General features: G+C 67.6%; 19 protein-coding genes. 7 read left to right on the top strand and 12 right to left on the bottom strand.

All coding sequences use genetic code 11. The features are described from left to right. Positions 1–74: 74 nt before the first annotated feature. The 4 genes from ilvC to miaA all read right to left on the bottom strand — a co-directional run bounded on the left by ilvC (position 75) and on the right by miaA (position 4,592). Positions 75–1,094 (bottom strand): ketol-acid reductoisomerase, encoded by a 1,020-nt coding sequence (gene ilvC, locus NS355_RS01280; protein WP_058744006.1) that lies wholly within the window; start codon positions 1,092–1,094, stop codon positions 75–77. Between the two features lie 65 nt (positions 1,095–1,159). After that, positions 1,160–1,675, bottom strand: a complete 516-nt coding sequence (gene ilvN / locus NS355_RS01275) for an acetolactate synthase small subunit (protein ID WP_058744005.1) — start codon at positions 1,673–1,675, stop codon at positions 1,160–1,162. A 153-nt stretch (positions 1,676–1,828) separates the two neighbouring features. Next, positions 1,829–3,574: an acetolactate synthase 3 large subunit gene (locus NS355_RS01270; protein ID WP_058744004.1), complete on the bottom strand. Its 1,746-nt coding sequence runs from the start codon at positions 3,572–3,574 to the stop codon at positions 1,829–1,831. A gap of 85 nt (positions 3,575–3,659) precedes the next feature. Beyond that, on the bottom strand, positions 3,660–4,592 hold the full coding sequence (gene miaA, locus NS355_RS01265; protein ID WP_058744003.1) for a tRNA (adenosine(37)-N6)-dimethylallyltransferase MiaA: 933 nt from the start codon (positions 4,590–4,592) through the stop codon (positions 3,660–3,662). On the opposite strand from miaA, the gene serB reads away from it, so the two are divergent. Then, a complete protein-coding gene (gene serB / locus NS355_RS01260; protein WP_058744002.1) occupies positions 4,591–5,475 on the top strand; it encodes a phosphoserine phosphatase SerB in 885 nt (294 codons plus the stop codon). The genes miaA and serB overlap by 2 nt on opposite strands. 212 nt (positions 5,476–5,687) lie before the next feature. Here the strand turns inward: serB and NS355_RS01255 are convergent, their stop codons facing one another. Next, a complete protein-coding gene (locus tag NS355_RS01255) occupies positions 5,688–6,797 on the bottom strand; it encodes an SPOR domain-containing protein (RefSeq protein ID WP_058744001.1) in 1,110 nt (369 codons plus the stop codon). A 178-nt stretch (positions 6,798–6,975) separates the two neighbouring features. Between NS355_RS01255 and NS355_RS01250 the strand changes: the two genes are divergently transcribed. Beyond that, a complete protein-coding gene (locus NS355_RS01250; protein ID WP_058744000.1) occupies positions 6,976–8,304 on the top strand; it encodes a tetratricopeptide repeat protein in 1,329 nt (442 codons plus the stop codon). 64 nt (positions 8,305–8,368) lie between these two features. On the opposite strand, the gene NS355_RS01245 is transcribed toward NS355_RS01250, so the two are convergent. Further along, complete coding sequence (locus NS355_RS01245) at positions 8,369–9,556, bottom strand: NAD(P)/FAD-dependent oxidoreductase (protein ID WP_058743999.1); 1,188 nt, start codon at positions 9,554–9,556, stop codon at positions 8,369–8,371. A gap of 187 nt (positions 9,557–9,743) precedes the next feature. After that, positions 9,744–10,199 carry a GreA/GreB family elongation factor gene (locus NS355_RS01240; RefSeq protein ID WP_058743998.1) on the bottom strand — a complete coding sequence of 152 codons (456 nt, stop codon included), beginning with the start codon at positions 10,197–10,199 and terminating at the stop codon, positions 9,744–9,746. A 210-nt stretch (positions 10,200–10,409) separates the two neighbouring features. On the opposite strand from NS355_RS01240, the gene NS355_RS01235 reads away from it, so the two are divergent. Further along, positions 10,410–12,152: a DEAD/DEAH box helicase gene (locus NS355_RS01235; protein ID WP_058743997.1), complete on the top strand. Its 1,743-nt coding sequence runs from the start codon at positions 10,410–10,412 to the stop codon at positions 12,150–12,152. Positions 12,153–12,241: 89 nt separating this feature from the next. Here NS355_RS01235 and NS355_RS01230 read toward each other — a convergent pair whose 3' ends face one another. From NS355_RS01230 to NS355_RS01210, 5 genes are all read right to left on the bottom strand, one after another. Beyond that, on the bottom strand, positions 12,242–13,459 hold the full coding sequence (locus NS355_RS01230; protein WP_058743996.1) for a dihydroorotase: 1,218 nt from the start codon (positions 13,457–13,459) through the stop codon (positions 12,242–12,244). After that, entirely contained in the window at positions 13,456–14,439 is a 984-nt protein-coding gene (locus NS355_RS01225) for an aspartate carbamoyltransferase catalytic subunit (RefSeq protein WP_007405051.1), read from the bottom strand. The genes NS355_RS01230 and NS355_RS01225 overlap by 4 nt, the downstream gene beginning before the upstream one ends. 92 nt (positions 14,440–14,531) lie before the next feature. After that, positions 14,532–16,901: a TonB-dependent receptor gene (locus NS355_RS01220; protein WP_244489509.1), complete on the bottom strand. Its 2,370-nt coding sequence runs from the start codon at positions 16,899–16,901 to the stop codon at positions 14,532–14,534. Between the two features lie 137 nt (positions 16,902–17,038). Next, positions 17,039–17,503: a Holliday junction resolvase RuvX gene (gene ruvX / locus NS355_RS01215; protein WP_167345377.1), complete on the bottom strand. Its 465-nt coding sequence runs from the start codon at positions 17,501–17,503 to the stop codon at positions 17,039–17,041. Further along, positions 17,500–18,606, bottom strand: coding sequence for a DUF3089 domain-containing protein (locus tag NS355_RS01210; RefSeq protein ID WP_058743995.1), 1,107 nt, complete (start codon positions 18,604–18,606; stop codon positions 17,500–17,502). The genes ruvX and NS355_RS01210 overlap by 4 nt, the downstream gene beginning before the upstream one ends. Positions 18,607–18,744: 138 nt before the next feature. On the opposite strand from NS355_RS01210, the gene gatC reads away from it, so the two are divergent. Genes gatC through gatB form a run of 4 tightly spaced genes read left to right on the top strand, consistent with a single transcriptional unit; the run spans position 18,745 to position 22,401 of the window. Beyond that, entirely contained in the window at positions 18,745–19,032 is a 288-nt protein-coding gene (gene gatC / locus NS355_RS01205) for an Asp-tRNA(Asn)/Glu-tRNA(Gln) amidotransferase subunit GatC (RefSeq protein WP_058743994.1), read from the top strand. After that, positions 19,032–20,513, top strand: coding sequence for an Asp-tRNA(Asn)/Glu-tRNA(Gln) amidotransferase subunit GatA (gene gatA, locus NS355_RS01200; RefSeq protein WP_058743993.1), 1,482 nt, complete (start codon positions 19,032–19,034; stop codon positions 20,511–20,513). Before gatC ends, gatA begins: the two co-directional genes overlap by 1 nt. Continuing rightward, positions 20,507–20,923, top strand: coding sequence for a hypothetical protein (locus NS355_RS01195; RefSeq protein WP_209445003.1), 417 nt, complete (start codon positions 20,507–20,509; stop codon positions 20,921–20,923). The genes gatA and NS355_RS01195 overlap by 7 nt, the downstream gene beginning before the upstream one ends. Then, positions 20,920–22,401: an Asp-tRNA(Asn)/Glu-tRNA(Gln) amidotransferase subunit GatB gene (gene gatB, locus NS355_RS01190; RefSeq protein ID WP_058743991.1), complete on the top strand. Its 1,482-nt coding sequence runs from the start codon at positions 20,920–20,922 to the stop codon at positions 22,399–22,401. Before NS355_RS01195 ends, gatB begins: the two co-directional genes overlap by 4 nt. Positions 22,402–22,659: the final 258 nt, after the last annotated feature.

Raw genomic sequence — 22,659 nt, 5'->3', positions numbered from 1 at the left:
CTTGGCACGCCCCTCCCGCAGGCGGGAGGGGATGGGGGAGGGCAAGGTGTCTCACCGAGCCCTCCCGGCGACAATCAGTTCTTCGCCTTGTCCACCAGCTTGTTCGCGCCGATCCACGGCATCATTGCGCGCAGTTCGCTGCCGACCTGTTCGATCGGATGGCGCTTGGCGGCGATGCGGCTGGCCTTCAGTTCGGGCTGGCCGGCGCGGTTGTCGAGGACGAAGTCCTTCACGAAGCGGCCAGACTGGATGTCGGCCAGGACGCGCTTCATTTCCTTCTTGGTCTCTTCGGTAATGATGCGCGGACCGGTCTTGATGTCGCCATATTCGGCGGTGTTCGAGATCGAGTAGCGCATGTTGGCGATGCCGCCCTCATACATCAGGTCGACGATCAGCTTCAGCTCGTGGAGGCACTCAAAATAGGCCATTTCGGGGGCATAGCCCGCCTCGACCAGCGTCTCGAAGCCCGCCTGGACCAGCGCGGTCGCGCCGCCGCACAGCACGGCCTGCTCGCCGAACAGGTCGGTCTCGCACTCTTCGCGGAAATTGGTCTCGATGATGCCCGAGCGACCGCCGCCGACACCGCTCGCATAGGCCAGTGCCACGTCATGCGCATTGCCGCTGGCGTCCTGATGGATCGCGATCAGGCAGGGCACGCCGCCGCCGCGCACATATTCGCTGCGCACGGTATGGCCGGGGCCCTTGGGCGCGATCATGATGACGTCGATGTCCGCGGGCGGCTCGATCAGGCCGAAATGCACGTTCAGGCCGTGCGCAAAGGCGAGCGCGGCGCCGGGCTTCATGTTGCCCTTCAGGTCGGCATCATAGATCGCGGCCTGATGCTCGTCGGGGGCCAGGATCATCAGGATATCGGCCCAGGCGGCCGCTTCCTTATTCGACAGGACCTTGAAGCCCGCTGCTTCCGCCTTGGCGGCCGAGGCCGAACCGGGGCGCAGCGCGATCGCGACATTCTTGACGCCCGAATCGCGCAGGTTCTGCGCATGGGCATGGCCCTGCGACCCGTAACCCAGGATGGCGATGTTCTTGTCGGTGATCAGGTTCAGATCGGCGTCGCGATCGTAATACACACGCATTTCAACTTCCCTTTCGAAATAGGCGGGCCCCGTCGGGCCTCATGATAGTCTGGAAACTTCCGGGCTCAGGCCGCCTCGGCCCCGCGCGAGATGGCGGCGATACCGGTGCGGGCGACCTCGATCAGGCCGACCTCGCCCATCAGTTCGACGAACTTGTCGATCTTGGCGATGCCGCCGGTCACCTCGAACACGAAGCTGGAGATGGTCGCGTCGACCACGCGGGCGCGGTAGACCTCGGCCAGGCGCAGCGCCTCGATCCGGCGGTCGCCGGTGCCCGACACCTTCACCAGCGCCAGCTCGCGCTCGACATGGTCGCCCAGCACGGTCAGGTCGGTGACCTTGTGGACGGGGACCAGCCGGTCGAGCTGGGCGATGATCTGCTCCATCACCGGCGGCGAGGCGCTGGTGACGATGGTGATGCGGCTGACGGCCTTGTCGGCAGTGATCTCCGACACGGTCAGGCTTTCGATATTGTAGCCGCGCGCGGTGAACAGCCCCGCGATCCGGGCGAGGATACCCGGTTCGTTGTCGACGATCACCGCCAGCGTGTGGCGTTCCACCTGTTCGGTCTTGATGTGCATTCCAAAATTCCTCCCCGGTACGGGGAGGGGGACCGCTCGCGCAGCGAGTGGTGGAGGGGGCTCTCCACCAATGCTGTATCAAGCGGCGATCCCCCTCCACCGTGCCGCTTCGCGTCACGGTCCCCCTCCCCGCGGGCGGGGAGGAGCTAAGAGTTACACCAGCGCCTTGGCCTCGTCGTCCATGGTGCCCGATACCTCATTGGCCTGCAGGATCATGTCGGTATGGGCCGCGCCGCTCGGGATCATCGGGAAGCAGTTGGCGAGCTTGGCCACGCGGCAGTCGACGATCACCGGCCCGTCATGGTCCAGCATCGCGGCGATGCCGTCCTCCAGCTGATCGCGATGCTCGATCAATATGCCCTTCCACCCGTAAGCCTCACCCAGCTTCACGAAATCGGGCAGCGAGTCCGAATAGCTTTCGGCATAGCGGCTCTCATAGGTCAGTTCCTGCCATTGGCGGACCATGCCCATATATTCGTTGTTCAGGATGAAGATCTTGACCGGCAGGCGATATTGCGTCGCCGTCGCCAGCTCCTGGATGTTCATCTGGATCGAGGCTTCCCCGGCGATGTCGATCACCAGCGCACCCGGATTGCCCAGCTGCGCGCCGATCGCGGCGGGCAGGCCGTAACCCATGGTGCCGAGACCGCCGGACGTCAGCCACTTGTTGGGCTTCTCGAAGCCGAAATGCTGCGCGGCCCACATCTGGTGCTGGCCCACCTCGGTCGTGATGATCGGCTGGCGCGCCTTTGTCGCCTCGTACAGCGCGCGGATCGCCCGCTGCGGCATGATCGCGTCGCCATTCTCCGGGAAGGAGAGGCAACCGACCGCGCGCCAGCCCGCGATGCGGCGCTGCCACTCGGTCGTGTCGGGCTTGGGATGCTGGCGCGACTTCCAGATGCGCACCGCATCCTCCAGCGCATGGCCGACATCGGCGATGATCGCCAGGTCGACGCGCACGTTCTTGTTCACGCTCGACCGGTCGATATCGACATGAACCTTGCGGCTGTTCGGGCTGAACGCGTCGAGACGGCCCGTCACGCGGTCGTCGAACCGGCTGCCCAGCGCGACCACCAGATCGGCCTGGTTCATCGCCATATTGGCTTCATAGGTGCCGTGCATGCCCAGCATGCCTAGCCATTGCGGGTCGCTGGCCGGGAAGGCGCCCAGACCCATCAGGGTCGAGGTGACGGGCGCGCCGGTGATGCGGGCCAGTTCGCGCAGCAGCTGCGACGCGGCCGGACCCGAATTGATGATGCCGCCGCCGGTATAGAGGATCGGGCGTTCGGCGGCCGCCAGCATGTCGACCAGCTGCTCGATCTGGCTCTGGTCGGCCTTCACCTGCGGGCGATAGGTCTTGTGACGGATCGGGCCGGGCTTCTGATAGCGGGCCGTGGCGACCTGCACGTCCTTAGGAATGTCGATCACGACCGGACCGGGGCGGCCCGAGGTCGCGATATGGAACGCCTCGTGCACCACCTCGCCCAGGCGCGCGGGGTCCTTCACCAGATAATTATGCTTGGAGCAGTGGCGCGTGATGCCGACCGTATCGGCTTCCTGGAACGCGTCGGTGCCGATCAGCGCGGTCGGCACCTGGCCGGTGATGACCACCATCGGGATCGAATCGAGCAGCGCGTCGGTGATGCCGGTGACGGCATTGGTCGCACCGGGGCCGGAGGTGACGAGCACCACGCCGGGCTTGCCGGTCGAGCGGGCATAGCCCTCCGCCGCATGGGTCGCCGCCTGTTCGTGGCGGACCAGAATGTGGCGGATGCGCTTCGATCGGAACATGGCGTCATAGATCGGCAGCACCGCACCACCCGGATAGCCGAAGACGACCTCCACGCCGAGATCGCACAGCGCCTCGACCAGGATATCGGCTCCGCTTTTCTCGGTCATCGTCTTCGTCCTTCTGCGTCCGTGCCCACTGACGGGGCGTGTCGGGAATGGCGCGGCTACAAGTTTAAAAAGTGCGCGTCAACCGTCAATTGCGCAATAAAGTTTCTATTATGTTGCGTCGCACATCGGGCGCGGTGTTGGAAATCGCGATCCAGCCGGGGCCGGGCTGGTGACGGAACCAGGTAAATTGCCTTTTGGCGTAACGTCTTGTCGCGAGCGCGCCCGCCGCCTCTGCCTCGGTGCGGGTCATGGTGCCCGCCAGCAACGCGGCGGCCTCGGGCACGCCGATCGCGCGGCGGATGGGGGCGTCGGCGGGCAGGTCTGGGCGGGCGAGCAGCGCGGCGGCTTCGTCCAGACCTTCGTCCAGCATCTGGCCGAAACGCCGGTCGATGCGCGTGTTCAACCAGTCCCGGTCGGGGAGCAGGATCACGGGGGACAAGGCGATGCGGTCGCCGATGCCGCCTTCCTTATGCGCTTGCCATTCGTGCAGCGGACGGCCGGTCGAGCGCACCACCTCCAACGCGCGGGCGACGCGGGTGGTGTCGGCGGGGTTGAGCCGGGCGGCGGCCTGCGGGTCTTCGCGCGACAGGGCGGCATGCGCTTCGGAAACAGGCAGGGCGCGGACTTCGGCGCGGATGGTGGGCTTGATTTCGGGCACCGGTGCGATGCCGTCGAGCAGGGTGCGCATATAAAGGCCGGTGCCTCCGACCAGGATGGGCAGCGATCCCGTCGCCACGCTTTCCTCGATCGCCGCGCGGGCCTCGGCGGCCCAGCGCGCCGCCGAATAGCCGGTGTCCGCGCCGTCGACATGGCCGAACAGCCGATGCGGGGCCTGCGCTTCTTCTTCGCGCGAGGGGCGGGCGGTCAGGATCGAGAGGTCCCGGTACACCTGCGCCGAATCGGCATTGATGATCGTGCCGCCGGTTGCCTTCGCGAGATCGAGCGCCAATGCGGACTTGCCGCTGGCGGTCGGCCCTGCGATGAGCGCGACCCTGGGTCGGTCAGAGGAGTTCGCCATGTTCATCGCCACGCTGATAGCAGCCAAGGGCCAACTGGCCGATGCGGATTTGTCGAGCGCGCAGGAGAAACTGACGGCGGCGGGCTGCACCGTCGCGGCGACGCGCTGGATCGACACGGGGCTCGCCGCCGATCTGGACTTCACCGGCGATCCGCTGGCGGCGCGCGAGGCGCTGGAGGGCCGGTTCGAGGCGACCGACATCGTCGTGCAGCCCGCCGCGCATCGCGAAAAGCGGCTTCTGGTCGCCGACATGGATTCGACCATGATCACCGTCGAGTGTATCGACGAACTGGCCGATTATGCCGGGATCAAGGAGCAGGTCGCCGAGGTGACGGAGCGTGCCATGCGCGGCGAACTGGACTTCGCGGCCGCACTCGATGCCCGCGTTGCCCTGCTCGAAGGGTTGGACGAAAGCGTCATCGAACAATGCCTGGCCGAGCGGGTCAAACTGATGGCGGGGGCTCGCGCGCTGGTCCGGACGATGAAAGCGCGGGGCGGCCACGCCATCTTGGTGTCGGGCGGCTTCACCCGCTTCGCCGAGCCGGTCGCGGCCGAGATCGGTTTCGACCGCGCCATCGCCAACTACCTCGAGATTGCGCACGGCAAGCTGACCGGCACGGTGCGCAAGCCCATCGTCGGGTCGGACACCAAGGAGAAGACGCTGCTCGCCGCACTCGACGAACTGGGCATCGGTGCGGCGGAGAGCATGGCGGTGGGCGACGGGGCCAACGACCTGGCGATGATCCGCCGGGCGGGCCTGGGCGTCGCCTATCGCGCCAAGCCGATCGTCGCGGGCGCGGCGGCGGCGCGGATCGACCATGGCGACCTGACCGCGCTGCTTTATGCGCAGGGCATTCCGAGCGCGGAGTGGGTGGTCGGTTAACGGTCGCCCGAGGCTTCCCTTATCCCGTTGGAAGCGGCGGGCTTCGAGACTTTCTGGGCACCATCCCGGCGGAGGCCGGGATCCAGTTGCCCAGCGTCAGCCCTTCCATCCGATCGGGCCGAAACTGGACCCCGGCCTTCGCCGGGGTGGTTCGATTGAGGGTGTGGTCGGTCTTTGCGACCAGGCCCCCGGAACTGGCGGAGGCCTTGGCCTTACGGCGCGACCACCACGCAGGACTGGCCGGAGCGACCGCATGCGGCTTGCGCGGCAGCGCGACTGGCGAAGCCGCCCGCCTGAAGCCGGGTGACGCCGCCTGCCGTTACGAAATAGGGCTGCGCACCGTTCAGGCGTCCGCGCACCCGCTGCCAGAGCGCATCGGCATTGCCGCGATCGCGGAATGCGCCGAGCTGGATACGCCAGGGCCCGCTGGTCGCGCGAGCCGGTGTCGACCTGGCGGGACGCGGCGCGGGCGGCGATGCAATGGCCTTGCGCTGGTCGATCAGGTCGGATGCTTCCTCACGGACCGGTGTCGTCCGGCTCGCGGGCGTGCCGGATGCCGGATAGCTCGCGCCATAGCCGGACGTCGCCGGGCGCGACGGCGTGACCGGCACCGGTTGCACCACCGGGCGGGTCTGTACCGTGGCGCGGCCCGGCGTTTCGGCTGGCTTGGCCGGTGCCGGTTCGTTACCCACCGTCACCCGCTTCGGCCCGCTGTCGGCGGGGGCGGGCAGGGCGGCCAGCCGGGCACGATATTGCTGGGCCAGTTCGACGCCATGCTGGCGGTCGGGCGGGGTGATATACTGATCCATCTGCGCCAGCGTCTGCGACGCGGCCTGCAGACCCGCCTGCGACGCCAGCGTCATCAGCGCATAGGCGCGCGGATAGTCGCGGGGCACGCCATCACCATTGAACAGCATCGTGCCCAGCACCAGTTGCGCGCGCGGCTCGCCATGCGCGACGGACTTTTCCAGCCAGGGCGCGGCCTCGGCCTTCTTGCCCCCCTGGAACAGCGCGAGGCCGTAATTGTCGGCGGCCTGGACATGGCCCTGGACGGCGGCCTTGCGGAACCAGCTTTCGGCGAGCGCGGGGTCGAGCGGAACGCCGCGACCCAGCTTATAGGCCTGGGCCAGGTTAAACTGCGCATCGGCATCGCCCGCCACGGCGGGACCGCGCCATTCCTCGACCGCCTTGCGATAATCGCCCTGCGCCCAAGCATCGACCCCGGCCTTCACATCGGGCACCGCCAGCGCGGGCGTCGCCGCAAGAAAGGCCGCGAGAAGAGCGGCAGGCGCGACCATGCCGCCGATCGGGAATCTGCGCATTATCCTTCGTCCTTCCGCCCTTGTTGCACGCCATCCATGCCGCGCTGCCGGGCAAGGGTAAAGCGCTCAATGAAGGGGTTAACCGTTCCTTATAGGCTGGGGGCGTAGCGTGGCGGCCGATCGGGGAAACGGGTCATGCGCCTGGCGTATCGACCGCCTTCCCCCAGGGCTGAACCGGATGACCAAGATGACCACGTTCCGCACTCTCCTGTCCTGCAGCGTCGGCGTGTTGATTCTGGGAGGCTGCACCGCGACCGGCCCGCACACCGCGCGCTTGAACGCGCAGGCCAGCCCGGCGCGGGCGACCACCGCGCTTGCCGAGCAGACCCGCCGGGTGCTGGCGCAGCGCGATGGGGATGCGGCGGTGGCGCTGGCCGAGCGGCTGGTGGCGGCCGAACCCAAGGATGCGGGCTATCGTTCGCTTTTGGGGCAGAGCTATCTTCAGGCGGGGCGTTTCGCCTCGGCGCGGCAGGCCTTTACCGATGCCTTGCAGCTCGATCCGGCGGATGGTCGCGCCGCGCTGAACCTGGCGCTGGCGATGATCGCGGGCGGCAATGGGGCGGGAGCGCAGGCGCTGCTCGACCGGCATGCCGCCGCCATTCCGGCCGCCGATCTGGGGCTGGCGCTGGCGCTGGCCGGAGCACCGGGCGAGGGCGTCCGCTTGCTGACCGCCGCCACGCGGGAACCGGGGGCGAGCGTCAAGGCGCGGCAGAATCTTGCGCTGGCGCTGGCGCTGTCGGGGCAGTGGGATATGGCCCGTATGGCGGCGTCGGCGGACATGGCCCCGGCGGATGTCGAGGGGCGGATGCGCGAATGGGCGGACTTCGCCCATGCCAGCCCGGCCGATATGGTCTCCTCCCTGCTGGGCGTGAAGCCGTCGGTCGATACCGGCCAGCCGATCATGCTGGCGCTGAACGCCGCCCCCTCGGCGGCAGTCGTGCAGGACATGGTTCAGGCGCTGCCCCAGCCGGTCGTCGCGGAGCCGGCACCCGCCGCCGCTGAACCGGCGGCGGCGCGGACCGTCTTTGCCGCGCAGCAGGAAATCGTCCAGTCGCTGCCCGTCACGGCCGCGCGCTCATCGCCGTCGAGCCTGTTGCTGACACGTCAAGATGGTGAACCCCAGCGCAGCGTCCAGCGTCTCGCGGCAGGCCCCGTGACCGCACCCGCCCTTCTCCGCCGGGCCGAGGAACGGCGCGTCGTCGCGCAGCGTCGCGGCGATTGGAACGTCCAGATCGGTGCCTTCGGCAAGGCGGACGGCGCGCAAAAGGCGTGGGACCAGCTCACCCGTCGCTTCGACGGCCTGTCGGGCTATGCGCCGCAGAGCGGCACGGTGCGCCTGTCGGGCGAGCAGCTTTATCGCCTGTCGGTCGGTGGGCTCAGCCGCGCCGATGCCGACCAGCTATGCCAGCGCTATCGCGCGGCGGGGGGCGCCTGCTTTGTCCGGCGTCAGGCCGACGATCAAAGGGCGCAGTGGGCGCGGCCGGGGATCGGCATCGCCTCGCTCTGAGCGATTTTTTGAAAACGTGCAGTGGGGCGGTGCCGCCGAAACTCGCGTTCCGTGAGTTTCCAAATCAAACCGCCTCGCCCGCCGCGCGGCCGCTCGCCCAGGCCCATTGGAAGTTGTAGCCGCCCAGCCAACCGGTGACGTCCACCGCCTCGCCGACGAAGTGCAGCCCCGGCACCGTCTTGGCCTCCATCGTCCGTGACGACAGCCCGGCGGTGGAGACACCGCCGACCGTCACCTCGGCCTTGGCATAGCCTTCGCTGCCATTGGGGTGGAAGGTCCAGTCGGCGAGCCGTCCCTGTGCCGCCGCCAGCAGCTTGTCGGTCGCCGCGCCCAGTTCGGCCGGGAGGACGAGCCGTTCCGCCAGCGTCTCGGCCAGCCGGTCGGGCAGATGCTGGCCGAGCGCGCGGCGCGGGCTGGTGCGCGGGGCGCTGCGCTTCAGCGTGACGAGCCAGTCGGGCGCGCAGTCGGGCAGGAAGTCGATGCCGATGGCCTCGCCATGCCGCCAATAGGACGACACTTGCAGGATCGCCGGACCGGACAGGCCGCGATGGGTGAACAGCGCCGCCTCGCGGAAGCGGGTCTTGCCCGCGCGCGCGACGACCTCCGACGCGACGCCCGAAAGCGAGCGGAATAGCGTCTCCTCACCACCCAGCGTCAGGGGGACGAGGGCAGGGCGCGGCTCGACCACCTTCAGCCCGAACTGGCGGGCGAGATCATAGGCATAGCCGGTCGCCCCCATCTTCGGGATGCTCGGCCCGCCGGTCGCGACGATCAGGCGGGGGGCGGTGAGGGGCTTACCGCCGCGCGTGACGCGGAACTGCGCGCCGTCATGCGCGACCGCCTCGACCGGCTGGCCCAGCGCCATGTCGACCACGCCGCCGGATCGCGCCGCCCGGTCGCATTCGTCGAGCAGCATCGCCACGATCTGCCGCGCCGAGCCGTCGCAGAAGAGCTGGCCCAGCGTCTTTTCATGCCAGGCGATGCCATGCGCCTCGACCAGTTCGAGAAAGTCGGTGGGCGTATAGCGGCCCAGCGCGGACTTGGCGAAATGCGGGTTCGCCGACAGGAAGCGCTCGGGCACGGTGCCGATATTGGTGAAGTTGCACCGCCCGCCGCCCGAAATCAGGATCTTTTTGCCCGGCGCATCGGCATGGTCGACGACCAGCACCCGCCGCCCCCGCTGCCCGGCGGTGGCGGCAGCCATAAGCCCCGCCGCGCCCGCGCCGAGGATGATCGCGTCATAGTGTTGCATAGGCGGGGTTTAGAAGGGATCGGGCGCTAGAGATAGCGCTTACGGTAGCCGGTTGGCACGCCCCTCCCGTTTACGGGAGGGGATGGGGGAGGGCAGGGCCGCGAGCGATGGCCTCGGTGAGACCCCTTGCCCTCCCCTCGGTCCCCTCCCGCCTGCGGGAGGGGGTGCAGAAGAAGGAGGAGTGGGCCTACTCGATCTCCACCACCTCGACCGCATCCGCTTTCCCCCCGAACGCCACCGTTTCCCCCGCCATCGCACCCATCAGCGCGCGCGCCAGCGGCGCGGCATAGGCGATGCGGTCATGCGCCGGGTCGGCCTCGTCATGGCCGACGATGGTCAGCGTCTTGGTCTGGCCGTTCAGTCGGATCGTCACCATGCTGCCGATCCCCACTTCGTCCTCGGCGGGAGCGGGCGCCAGTTCGGCGGTGGCGGCGCGGGTGTTCCAATAGCGCAGCTCGCGCTGGAGCCGGGTGCGATCCTCCTCGTCGGTCGCGGCGGCGACGGCCGCTTCGACCTCCGCCACTTTCGCGCGGGTCAGTTCCAGCCCACGCGGCGTGACGAGATTGGGGCCGGGTGGAATCGGCAGCTCGAATTTGGGTTCGAGATGTTCCTCATCGGATTCGCGGCGAAAGGCGACACTCATCGGGGATCAACACACAGGGTCATGGCGCGGCTCCATGACGGGCCGTTCGCTTCACCGCAAGCACGGCTTGAGTTTCTCGCCAATTGGTGTAAAGGGCCACGCTTTCACGGAACGCAAACAATCACCCGTGCCGCATGGGTGTATCCGCCAACCGAGAGGGATGGGTCCCTTGGTTCGGCGGTACGCGCTCCTTTTTCTGTTGGAGTCCCCATGCCTTTTTCTGCTCTGCCGCCGGTCCTGTCGGCTGCCCTTTCCGCGCGTGGCTATACCGCGCCGACCCCTGTACAGGCCGCCGTCATCGAGGATGACGCCCAGGGCCGCGACCTGATCGTGTCCGCCCAGACAGGTTCGGGCAAGACCGTCGCCTTCGGTCTCGCCATGGCGAGCGAACTGCTGAACGGTGGCGATCATTTGCCCCAGCCGGGCGCGCCGATGGCGCTGGTCATCGCGCCGACGCGCGAACTGGCGCTGCAGGTCAGCCGCGAGCTGGAATGGCTCTATGCCGGGGCCCGTGCGCGCATCGCTACCTGCGTCGGCGGCATGGACGCTTCGCGCGAGCGTCGGGCGCTCAGCCATGGCACGCACATCGTCGTCGGCACGCCGGGCCGTCTGCGCGACCATCTGGAGCGCGGCGCGCTCGACCTGTCGTCGCTGAAGTTCGTTGTCCTCGACGAAGCCGACGAGATGCTCGACATGGGTTTCCGCGAGGATCTGGAGCAGATCCTCGACGGCACGCCGTCCGAGCGCCGCACGCTGCTGTTCTCGGCGACCATGCCGCGTCCGATCGTGCAGCTCGCCAAGCGGTATCAGCACAATGCCAAGCGGATCGAGACGATCAGCGAGGACAAGGGCCATGCCGACATCGCCTATCAGGCGGTGACGGTCGCCCCGGCCGATATCGAGGCGGCGGTGGTCAACCTGCTGCGCCTGCACGAGGCCGAGGTCGCCATCCTGTTCTGTGCGACCCGCGACAATGTCCGCCATCTCCATTCCAGCCTGGTCGAGCGCGGCTTTTCGGCGGTGGCGCTGTCGGGCGAGCATTCGCAGAACGAGCGTAACCATGCGCTCCAGGCGCTGCGTGACGGCCGCGCCCGCGTCTGCGTCGCGACCGACGTGGCGGCGCGCGGTATCGATCTTCCGGGCCTGACGCTGGTCATCCACGTCGAAATCCCCCGCGATGCCGAGGCGTTGCAGCATCGTTCGGGCCGCACCGGCCGCGCGGGCCGCAAGGGCACCGCGATCCTCATCGTTCCCTATCCCCGCCGTCGCCGGGTCGAGGGCATGCTGCGCGGTGCACGCATCGATGCCGAATGGCGCCGTGCGCCGACCCTGGAGGAAATCCGCGCACAGGATCGCGAGCGTCTGCTCGCCGCGCTGCTGGCACCGGTCGAGGTCGACGAGGGCGATCGTGAGCTGGCCACCCGACTGCTCGCCGAAAAGTCGCCCGAGGACATCGCCGCCGCCCTGGTCCGCGCGCACCGCGCCGCGCTGCCCCAGGCCGAGGAACTGATCGAGGGCGACGGTCCGGCCCCGCGCGAGCGTCGCGAAGGGTTCGACGACACCGCCTGGTTCCGCATGAGCGTCGGCCGCAGCCAGAATGCCGATCCGCGCTGGCTGCTGCCGCTGATCTGCCGTCGCGGGCACATCACCCGCAACGAGATCGGCGCGATCCGCATCCAGCCGAACGAGACGCTGTTCGAAATCCCGTCGGCACTGGCCTCGCGCTTCATCGCCGCGCTGAAGCGGACCGAGGCGGATCATGCCGAGGACGATATCGCGATCGAGCAGGCCGATGGCCCCCCCGCCGGTGGTTCGGGCCATGGCGGTGCGCGTCGTGGTGGTCCGGGCGGCAACCGTCCGATGGGCGGCCGCCCCGCCGGCGGCCCCGGCGGTCCGCGCCGTTACTCGCCTCGCCCCACCCAGGGCGGCCCGCGCGGTCCGCGTCGCGGCTGAACCGATATGGGTTCCACAAAAAGCCCTCCCCGAGACGTCTCGGGGAGGGCTTTTTGATTCCGCCCCATCAAGAGATGGGAGAGGAGTTTTCAGAGAATTTCCCGCCCGGCCTTCCATAACCGCAGCGCGCGGCCCTGCACGGGGAAGCCGTCGAACGGCGTATTTCCCGCCGAGGCGAGCGCATCGCCCGACACCATCCAGGGCTTGTCGGCATCGAACAGCATCAGGTCGGCGGGCTTGCCCGGCTCCAGGGTGCCGGTGTCGAGCCCCAGCACCCTGGCCGGATTGCTGGCCAGCAGCGCGAACAGGCGCGGCAGGGTGATGCGCTCGTCGCGCACCAGCATCAGCGCCAGCGGCAGCAGCGTCTCCGCCCCCGCCATGCCCGCCTCGGCATCGACGAAGGGCAGGCGCTTGGACTCCGGTCCGTGCGGGTCATGGCCCGATCCGATCACGTCGACCGTGCCGTCCGCGACCGCCGCCAGCGCCGCCTGCCGGTCACTCTCGTCGCGCAAGGGCGGCGAAAGCCGGGCATAGGTGCGGAAATCGGTGACCGCGATGTCGGACAGGTGGAGATGCGCGGGCGTGATGCCGCACGTCACCTTGACCCCGCGCCGCTTGGCCGCGCGGATCAGGTCGAAGCCCGAAGCGGTCGTCACCTGCCGGATATGCAGCTTCGCGCCCGTTTCCTCGGCCAGCATCAGGTCGCGCGCAATGGCGAGCGCTTCGGCGATGGCGGGGGCCGAGGGCAGGCCCAGGCGGCTGGCCGTCTCGCCCTCGGTCGCGACGGCATCGGCGGCGAGGCCACCATCCTCGGCATGGGAAATGACGGTCAACCCGAGGTCGCCCGCATAAGCGAGCACCCGGTGCATCACGCCCGAATCAGCGATCCAGCTGCGCCCCGTGCCGACCGCCTTCGCACCCGCCGAGACGCAGACCGCCATCTCGGCCAGGTCGGTCCCCGCCAGCGAGCGAGTCGCTGCCGCGATGGGGTGAATCCATAAATCCGGCCGCCCGATCAGCGCGGCGCGCTGCACCACGCCGGGGTCGTCGAGCACCGGCGACTGGTCGGGCATCAGGCCGATGCGCACGATGCCGCCCGCGCGGCAGGCGGCGCGGTCGACCTTGAACACGCCCAGATCGACGATGCCGGGGGCGAGCAGCTTGCCGCCGCAGTCGACGACCGTCGCGCCCTCCGGCGCATCGCCCATGCCGGTGACGACGCCATCCTCGACCAGCAACGTCCGGTCACGAATTTCGCCACCGATCGGGCAGACCAGCACGGCGTTAGTGAAGGCGGTGACGCTCATGCCCAACCCTCCAGCTTGCGGGCTCGGCGAGTGAGGACGTCCAGGCATGCCATGCGCACCGCGACACCCATCGCCACCTGCTCGGTGATCGCCGATTGCGGGCCGTCGGCTACTTCCGAGTCGATCTCGACCCCCCGGTTCATCGGACCGGGGTGCATGACCAGCGCACCGGGCTTGGCGCGCTTCAGGCGTTCGGCGGTCAGGCCGTAGCGCATCCGGTATTCACGCGTGGAGGGGATATAGCCGCCCGCCATCCGCTCGTTCTGGACGCGCAGCATCATGACGACATCGGCATCCTCGATCGCTTCATCGAAATCGGTGAAGGGGGTGACGAACATCCGCTCGATCCCCTTGGGCATCAGCGTCGAGGGCGCGCAGACCCGCACCTCGGCCGCCAGCGCGGTGAGGGCGAGAATGTCCGAGCGTGCGACCCGGCTGTGCAATATGTCGCCGCAGATCACGACCTTCTGCCCCGCCACGCTGCCGCGGCGGCGGCGGATGGTCAGCATGTCCAGCAGAGCCTGGGTCGGATGCTCGTGCCGTCCGTCGCCTGCATTCAGGACGGGGCAGTCGACCTTGTCGGCGATCAGGCGAACCGCCCCGCTCGCCATGTGGCGGATCACGATGACGTCGGCGCGCATCGCGTTCAGCGTCATCGCCGTGTCGATCAGCGTCTCACCCTTCTTCACGCTCGACTGGGCGGCGTGCATGTTGACCACGTCCGCGCCCAGCCGCTTGCCCGCGATCTCGAAGGACAACAACGTCCGGGTCGAGTTCTCGAAGAACGCGTTGATCTGGGTCAGGCCCGCCAGCCGCGTGTCGGGCGTGTCGGTCGCGCCGCGATCGAGCCAGTGTTCCGCCTCGTCGAGCAGGAACATGATCTCATGCGGTTGAAGGCCGTCGATTCCGGTCAGATGCCGGTGCGGGAAAACGGCGCCACCCTGAATGAGCGTGCCGGGGCGATGATCCGAGGTCTGCATTAAAGCCGCCGGGTAGCGAGCAGCGAGGCGATGGGCAAGCCGGCAGTTGGCCCCGGCCCCGATAATCCGGGGCCGGGGCGGGACCGTTCGCTTTAGAACGCGCCCGACAGGGTGATGAAGCCCATGCGCGGCGGCTGGGCATAGCTGTTCCAGGTCTTGGACGCGGCTCCGACGACCAGTTCGTAAATGCCCTTGCGGTTGGTCACGTTGGTGACGTTGACCGACAGCTTCAGGTCCTTGACGCCGAACCCGTCGATCTGCGGCAGGCTGTAGCCCGCTTGCAGGTTCAACAGATAGCGCCCGCCAATGCCTTGGTCGTTGGTGTAGGTGGCGAAGCGCGGGCCGACATAGTCGCCGATCGCCTGGATTTCGAACGGGCCGTCATTGATCGACACGACCGTCTTGTTCAGCCAGCGGGCGGTATTGGGCACATATTTGCCCGCCGTCGCGATGGTGGTGGTGCCGCTGATATAATTGTCGCGGTATTTCGAGCTGTTATACGACAGCGCATTATAGATCGACAGATGCGGGCCGAAGCGCAGGGTCGCCGCCGCATCGACGCCGTTGGTGCGGACGCGTCCCACATTCTGCAGGATCGAGACGCCGCCGATGACCGAGGCGATGACCGGCGTCGCGCTGATCTGGAGCAGGCGGTTGTCGAAATCAACATGATAGGCGCTGACCTGCGCCTCGATCGCGGTCAGCGGGCCGAGGTCGAGCGCGTGGTGCGAGCGCAGGCCTGCTTCATAGGTCCAGGAGGTTTCGGGCGAGGTGTTCGCCTTGATCTGCTCGAACGCCTGCTGGCTGCCGACCGCAAAGGGCGACAGGCCCGCCGCGACCGAGGCCTGGAACTGGCGGACATTCTTCTGGACATGGCCGAACAGCTGGTCGTTGGTCGTGATGTCCCAGATCGCGCCGACGGCGGGCAGGAACCATTTCTTCGTGTTCAGCCGTCCTTCGGGATAGCCGGTCGAGGTGCCGGGCAGCGCGCCGGGCAGGGGCTGGGTCGGTACGCGGCCATCGGCGAATTGCAGGCTGGACTTGAAGCCTGCCTCGACCGTCACGGTCGGGGTGACATGCCAGCGATCCTGGATATGCGTCTGGATCAGGTCGTATTTGGTGATCGCGGCATATTGGGTCAGGCGGCGAAGCGACGGATCGGCCCATTCATAGGGCGAGGGCGGGTTGTCGATGGGGGCCGCATACCAGCGGCGAAAGATCGTGTTGCGGTTATGCTCGTACCAGCCGCCCAGCTCGATCTCATGGTCGCCCGCACGGATCGCCAGCGTCGAGATCGCGCCTTTGCGATCGATGCCATATTCGGTGGTGCGCAACGCATAGCCCGAGCCGCCGAACACCTGCTTCAGATTCTGACCGGGATAATATATGCGGAACAGGCCCGGCAGGCCCGCCGCCGCGATCGGGCCGGTGATCTGCCCCTGGCCCTCGTCATGATGATAATAGACCTGGTTGGCCCAGGTCACGGCGTCGCCGAAGCGGTGTTCGTACTTGATATAGCCCAGATAGTCGGTGCGCTGGGCGTCGCCGAAATAGTTCATGTAGTTGTTGGGGTTGTTCGATGGCGGTGCGCCGTTCGCGTCGACATAGGCGAGCGCGGCCTGCCAGTTCGGATAGAGCAGCGAACGGTAATAGGGCTCCAGGCCGCCCGCATTGTGCGCGACCGAATCCTGGTTGGGCTCGGCCTTGTCCGAAATGTTGAAATAGCCGGTCAGCGTGCCGTTCTCGCCCTTGTGGACGAACTTGGCATTGCCCTGCCACCCGCCCTGGCGGGCGTTGAATTCCCAGGCGCGCGCCTTTTGCCGGACGACCGAGAGATAACCGCTGTTGGTGCCTCCCAGCCCCTCGACCTCGCCGCTGTCGATGCGCAGGAAGGTGCGGCTGGCGTCGTAGCTGCCCAGCGTTTGGGCGAAGCGGATGCCCATGGTCGCGGCCGGATCGCTCGAATAGGTCTCGATCCCGCCGCCCAGATTGCTGGCCGAGGCGGTGCCCAGATCGGCGGCCCCGGCGGTCAGGCGGACGCGCGCGACATTCTCGGAGATGACCGCGCGCTGCGGGCTGAGGCCGTTGTAATTGCCATAGGACTGGTCGCCCAGCGGCACACCGTCGAGCGTGAAGCCCAGCTGGTTCTGGTTGAAGCCATGGACGAACAGCGCGATATTCTGCTCGTTATTGCCCCAGGGGTCGGCCGTCTCGAACTGCACGCCGGGCAGCGTCTGGATCGCCTTCACCGGGTTCGCGCCGGGCAGCACCTTCTGGATCTCCGCCGCGCCCAGCTCGACCGAGGAGCGCGTGGTGCGGGTCGCGGTCACGACGATCTGGTCGCCATTGGTCGCGGCCTCGGGCGACGCCGTATCGGCCTGCTGCTGCGCCCGGGCGGGCATGGCGATGACGGCGGCGCCGATCATCAGCATCGAACGGGACAGAGTGGAAAAACGCTGCACGGCTGGGCCCCCCAAAGGCTTCGTAGGAAGCGGCGCAGCTAGGGGGCTTGAGTGACGGGTCGGCGACTGGTTGGAGACCGATATATGACATTTGGCCGGGAAATGATCGTTTTGCGGTCAGTCGATGGGGTTTGCGGTCAGGCCATCACCAGCGCGTCGATCGCCGCCTGAAGGATGTGCGCGGCGGCGAGATTATCGATCCGCTCCGCCCGCTTGGCGCGGCTCATATCCTGCTCGATCATCGTCCGCTCGACCGCCACCGTCGACCAGCGTTCGTCCCACAGCAATATGGGGCCCAGATCGGCGCAGTTGCGGGCAAAGGCACGGGTCGATTGCGAGCGCGGGCTCTCGCTGCCGTCGAGATTGAGCGGCAGGCCGATGACCAGCCCCTGCACACCCTGTTGCGCGATCATCGCGATCAGCTGTTCCTTGTCCTTGGTGAACTTGGTCCGGCGGATGAGGGTGGCGGGGCTGGCGAAGCTCCATCCCGCGTCGCACAGCGCGGTGCCCACGGTCTTGGTGCCGACATCCAGCCCGATCAGCCGCCCGCCCGAGGGGAGGGCGTTGCGGAATTCGGTGCGGTCGGTGGTGATCAGGCTCATCGAAAGGCTTTCAAACGGCGCTCCGCATCGGCGCGGACATTCGCCCAGAACAGGCTATAGTCATAGACATGGTAATTGTTGCCCGGCAGCACGTAGGGGCCGACATTCGGCCCTTCGCCGATGGTCAGGATGCCGCGCCCCTCGCACTTGGCGGGAACCTTGCCCGCCGTGATCGCGGCGGTCTTCAGGTCGGCGGACGGATAGAGCGTGCCCAGATTGGCGGTCGCGGGCGCCGCGACGTCCGGCGTGCCGGTCAGCGGGTTGGTGCACAGCATCGCCGTGTCCTTGCGCGGTGCCCCGGTATAGCCATTGGTCTTGTCGAACACGTCGAGGATCAGTGACGGATCGGCGGGCTCGCCAAAGCTCTGCCAGCTCAGGATGCAGCCGGTCTGATCGGCCCGCTCGCAGGCGGGCAGCCCCATGGCAGGCAGGTCGGCGGTCATCGAGATGGGCCAGCCCACTACATAGGCCGCGACGATCCGCCGCTTGAGCGCGGGGTTTTTCGCCACCCGGTCGGTCAGCAGGCGCGACAGGTGCAGCGCGCCCTGGCTGTGCCCCGCCAGGATCAGCGGACGGTTGGGATCGACCTGCGCCAGAAAGGCGGTGAAGGCGGCGTCCACGTCCCGGTACGCCAGGTCGAGCGCACGTTCGGCATCCTGGACGCTGGTCAGGAACGCCCCGAACGTCGCCTGTCGATAGCGGGGCGCCCAGATGTCGCCCACCGCATTGAACGCGCTGGCCTGTCCGCGCAGGAACAGTTCGGCGCGCGCATTCGTGTCCGCATCGTCGATCTGCGCATTCCAGTGCGACTTGTTGATGTACGAGGTGGGGTGGATGAAGAAGATGGCGGCCCCGGTGCCGGGCTTGCCGGGCGTATAGCCCGCCGGAACCCACAGGGCGGGATTGCCGGGGATGTCGGGTCGCGCCAGCCACAGGACCTTGCGCTCATACAGGTCGGCCGGGGGCGCCGCCTGGGCCTTGAACGACTCGGACGGCACCGTCGACCAGCGGAGCAGCTGGTTGCCGAACAGGCGATAGGCAAAGGCGGCGGCGATCGTCAGCATGATGAGTGCCGCCACGACATACAGGAATTTGCGCGCCAAATCCTCACTCCATTGTGCGTTGCAGCAAAATTGGGCGGCCCGCAATTGCTATCCATGACGCCTGACTTGCCCCCGTTGCAATCGCCGAGGCGGCAAAAGCGTTGCGCGAAGCCGCGCGGCGATGCTAGCCGCAAATCCATGTCCGTAGATACCGCAACCGTGAAGAAGATCGCGAGCCTTGCCCGCATCGCGATCACCGAGGAGGACGCGACGCGCCTCGCCCCCGAGCTGGGGAATATCCTGGGCTGGATCGAGCAGCTGGGCGAGGTCGATACCCAAGGGGTCGAGCCGATGACCGCGGTGATCGCCAACCAGCTTCGCCTGCGCGACGACGTCGTCAATGACGGCGGCATCCGTGACCTCCTCATGCAGAATGCGCCGCAGGCCGAACATGGCTTCTTCACGGTGCCCAAGGTGATCGAATAATGACTGATCTCACCACGCTCGGCATCGCCGCCATCCGCGACGGCGTGCGCGACGGCCAGTTCAAGGCGCGCGAAGTCGCCGAGGCCTTCAACGCGAAGATCGCGGGTGCCGACGCGCTCAACGCCTTCTTGGTCAAGACCCCGGAGCATGCGCTCGCTGCCGCCGATGCGGCCGATGCGGCGCGGGCCGCTGGCGAAACGCTGAAGCCGCTGGCAGGCGTGCCGATCGGCATGAAGGACCTGTTCGCGACCAAGGGCGTCGCGACCACCGCCGCCAGCAAGATCCTCGAAGGCTTCGTGCCGCCCTATGAGTCCACCGTTTCACAGAATCTGTGGAATGCGGGCGCGGGCATGCTTGGCAAGCTGAACCTCGACCAGTTCGCCATGGGTTCGTCCAACGAGACCAGCGCGTTCGGCAACGTGATCTCGCCCTGGCGTCGCCCGAACGACACCGCAGCCCTCGCCCCCGGCGGGTCGTCGGGCGGGTCGTCGACAGCGGTGTCGGCAGGTCTGGCACCGGGCGCGACCGGGACCGACACGGGCGGCTCGATCCGTCAGCCCGCCGCCTTCACCGGCATTTCGGGCATCAAGCCGACCTATGGCCGCTGCTCGCGCTGGGGCACGATCGCCTTCGCTTCCTCGCTCGACCAGGCGGGGCCGATGGCGCGCGACGTGCGCGACTGCGCGATCATGCTGGAGGCGATGGCGGGCTTCGACGCCAAGGACGCCACCTCGCTGAAGCTGGACGTGCCCAACTGGGAAGCCGCGCTGTCGACCGACCTGAAGGGCAAGCGCGTCGGCGTGCCCAAGGAATACCGTGTCGACGGCATGCCCGCCGAGATCGAGGCGCTGTGGCAGCAGGGCATCGACTGGATGCGCGATGCGGGGGCGGAGATCGTCGAGGTCTCGCTGCCGCACACGAAGTACGCGCTGCCTGCGTACTACATCATCGCGCCCGCCGAGGCGTCGTCCAACCTCGCCCGCTATGACGGCGTGCGTTATGGCCTCCGCGACCTGCCCGAAGGGGCTGGCCTGCAGGACATGTACGCCGCGACCCGCGCCGCCGGGTTCGGCGACGAGGTGAAGCGTCGTATCCTGATCGGCACCTATGTGCTGTCGGCGGGCTTCTACGATGCCTATTACACCCAGGCGCAGAAGGTCCGTACGCTGATCGCCCGCGATTTCGAGCGGGCGTTCGAGCGATGCGACGTGCTGCTGACCCCGACCGCGCCGTCGGCGGCGTTCGCGCTGGGTGAGAAGCAGGCCGATCCGCTGGCCATGTACCTCAACGACGTGTTCACGGTGCCCGCCTCGCTGGCCGGTCTCCCCGCCATGTCGGTGCCGGGCGGTCTGGACAAGGACGGGCTGCCGCTCGGCCTTCAGATCATCGGCAAGCCGCTGGACGAGCAGGGCGTACTGAACGCCGGTCTCGCCATCGAGCAGCGCGCGGGCTTTACCGCCCGTCCGCAGGCCTGGTGGTAAGCGACCGAGCCTTTTCGGCCCGCAACATCGCCGTGTTGCGGGAGGCGCAGGGCGCCCTGAACGTCGCGTTCGGGGCGATCCTGAGCGCCTATGTCGGCGTGTCGCTGAGCCATATGGAAAGCCAGCCCTTCGACCATCACACGCTAGCGCGCTTCTTTCTGGGCGTGGCGGGCTTCATCCTGTGCCTGTGCGTGGGCAACAGCGTGATCCTGCGCGGTGAGGTGCGGCTGGGCATTCTGTTCCTGCTGCTGGGCGCGGGCGCGGCCTATATCGGGTTGCGGGAGGCGCGGAATCTCGGTTTCGAGACCGCCGTGCTGCGCATCCTGTCGACCTGCTGGATCGTCGCCCTGCTGGGCAGCAACGCCGTCCTGACGGCGATCAACTATCTTCATCATCGAGATCGAACATGAGCGAATATCGCATCCAGGGCGCGACCGGGGAATGGGAGGTCGTGATCGGCCTAGAAGTCCATGCCCAGGTCACGACCAACGCCAAGCTGTTCTCCGGCGCGGCCACCGCCTTCGGTGCGGAGCCCAATACGCAGGTGTCTCTGGTCGACGCCGCGATGCCCGGCATGCTGCCCGTGCCCAATATGGAGTGCATCCGCCAGGCGGTGCGCACCGGCATGGCGATCGACGCGCAGATCAATAAGTGGTCGCGCTTCGACCGGAAGAACTACTTCTACGCCGATCTGCCGCAGGGCTATCAGATCAGCCAGCTCTACCACCCGCTGGTGGGCGAGGGCGCGATCGAGATCAGCCTGGACGAGAAGAACCCCGACGGCCCGACCAAGTCGATCGGCGTCGAGCGTATCCATGTCGAGCAGGACGCGGGCAAGCTGATGCACGATCAGCATCCGACGCGCTCCTATGTCGACCTCAACCGCTCAGGCGTGGCGCTGATGGAGATCGTCAGCCGCCCCGACATGCGTTCTCCGGCCGAAGCAGGGGCTTATCTCCGCAAGCTACGGGCGATCCTGCGCTATGTCGGGTCGTGCGACGGCAATATGGAAGAAGGCTCGATGCGCGCCGACGTGAACGTGTCGGTTCGCAAGCCGGGCGACGAGTTCGGCACGCGTACCGAGACCAAGAACGTCAACTCGGTTCGCTTCGTCATGGCCGCGATCGAATATGAGGCCAAGCGCCAGGTCGCGGTGCTGGAAGACGGTGGCAAGATCGTCCAGGAAACGCGCCTGTTCAACGTCGAGAGCGGCACCACCCGCTCGATGCGGTCCAAGGAGGATGCGCATGATTACCGCTACTTCCCCGATCCCGACCTGCTGCCGCTGGAACTGACCGACGCCTTCCTCGACGAATGTCGTGCCAGCCTGCCCGAACTGCCCGACGCCAAGCGTCGCCGGTACGAGGCGCTGGGCCTGACCGCGTATAATGCGGGTGTGCTGACCGCCGAGGTCGAGACGGCGCGCTGGTTCGACGGCTTGCTCGACGCGTTGGAAGGCACAAGCGCCAAGCCCGCCCAGGCGGCGAACTGGGTCGCGGCGGAACTGTTCGGTGCGCTCAACCGGCTGGGCAAGGACATCACCGAGAGCCCGGTGTCGCCTGCTCAGGCGGCCGAACTGCTGGCGTTGGTCGCCGACGGCACGCTGTCGGGGAGTCTCTCCAAGCAGGTGTTCGAGATCATGCTGGAGACGGGCGACGGCCCGTCCAAGATCGTCGAGGAGCGTAGCCTCAAGCAGACCAGCGACACCGGCGCGATCGAGACCGTGATCGCCGAGGTTCTGGAGAAGAACCCGAACCAGCTAGGCCAGTATCGCGCGGGCAAGGAGGCGTTGTTCGGCTTCTTCGTTGGTCAGACGATGAAGGCGATGGGCGGCAAGGCGAACCCGGCGGTGGTGAACGACCTGCTGAAGAAGGCTTTGGCGGGGTAATCCAGCGCTCTCCAAAACTCACCCCCTCCCGCAAGCGGGAGGGGGCCGGGGGGAGGGCAGGGCGCCTCGCAGAGTGCATCTCCTGTGGCTTTCCCTCCCCCATCCCCTCCCGCCTGCGGGAGGGGCGTGCTCTGGGCATACAGCGTGCACTATCTACAGCTTTGGTCTCGGGTTGACGGCTTGGTGTAACTCCCAAGGCAAACCTCCGGCCTCTCCCCTCCCGCAAGCGGGAGGGGCTGGGGGAGGGCAACGGGGTCT

The organism is Sphingomonas yabuuchiae, assembly GCF_001477495.1.
GTDB lineage: Bacteria > Pseudomonadota > Alphaproteobacteria > Sphingomonadales > Sphingomonadaceae > Sphingomonas > Sphingomonas yabuuchiae_A.
This window is presented reverse-complemented; position numbering and strand designations above follow the sequence as displayed.

What these genes read in the sequence shown, in the direction of transcription:
- gatC (WP_058743994.1), top strand. Translation starts at nt 18,745, where the DNA reads ATGTCCGTAGATACCGCAACCGTGAAGAAGATCGCGAGCCTTGCCCGC.
- serB (WP_058744002.1), top strand. Translation starts at nt 4,591, where the DNA reads ATGTTCATCGCCACGCTGATAGCAGCCAAGGGCCAACTGGCCGATGCG.
- gatB (WP_058743991.1), top strand. Translation starts at nt 20,920, where the DNA reads ATGAGCGAATATCGCATCCAGGGCGCGACCGGGGAATGGGAGGTCGTG.
- gatA (WP_058743993.1), top strand. Translation starts at nt 19,032, where the DNA reads ATGACTGATCTCACCACGCTCGGCATCGCCGCCATCCGCGACGGCGTG.
- NS355_RS01240 (WP_058743998.1), bottom strand. Translation starts at nt 10,199, where the DNA reads ATGAGTGTCGCCTTTCGCCGCGAATCCGATGAGGAACATCTCGAACCC.
- ilvN (WP_058744005.1), bottom strand. Translation starts at nt 1,675, where the DNA reads ATGCACATCAAGACCGAACAGGTGGAACGCCACACGCTGGCGGTGATC.
- ruvX (WP_167345377.1), bottom strand. Translation starts at nt 17,503, where the DNA reads ATGAGCCTGATCACCACCGACCGCACCGAATTCCGCAACGCCCTCCCC.
- miaA (WP_058744003.1), bottom strand. Translation starts at nt 4,592, where the DNA reads ATGGCGAACTCCTCTGACCGACCCAGGGTCGCGCTCATCGCAGGGCCG.
- NS355_RS01255 (WP_058744001.1), bottom strand. Translation starts at nt 6,797, where the DNA reads ATGCGCAGATTCCCGATCGGCGGCATGGTCGCGCCTGCCGCTCTTCTC.
- NS355_RS01225 (WP_007405051.1), bottom strand. Translation starts at nt 14,439, where the DNA reads ATGCAGACCTCGGATCATCGCCCCGGCACGCTCATTCAGGGTGGCGCC.
- NS355_RS01250 (WP_058744000.1), top strand. Translation starts at nt 6,976, where the DNA reads ATGACCAAGATGACCACGTTCCGCACTCTCCTGTCCTGCAGCGTCGGC.
- NS355_RS01245 (WP_058743999.1), bottom strand. Translation starts at nt 9,556, where the DNA reads ATGCAACACTATGACGCGATCATCCTCGGCGCGGGCGCGGCGGGGCTT.
- NS355_RS01235 (WP_058743997.1), top strand. Translation starts at nt 10,410, where the DNA reads ATGCCTTTTTCTGCTCTGCCGCCGGTCCTGTCGGCTGCCCTTTCCGCG.
- NS355_RS01230 (WP_058743996.1), bottom strand. Translation starts at nt 13,459, where the DNA reads ATGAGCGTCACCGCCTTCACTAACGCCGTGCTGGTCTGCCCGATCGGT.
- NS355_RS01270 (WP_058744004.1), bottom strand. Translation starts at nt 3,574, where the DNA reads ATGACCGAGAAAAGCGGAGCCGATATCCTGGTCGAGGCGCTGTGCGAT.
- ilvC (WP_058744006.1), bottom strand. Translation starts at nt 1,094, where the DNA reads ATGCGTGTGTATTACGATCGCGACGCCGATCTGAACCTGATCACCGAC.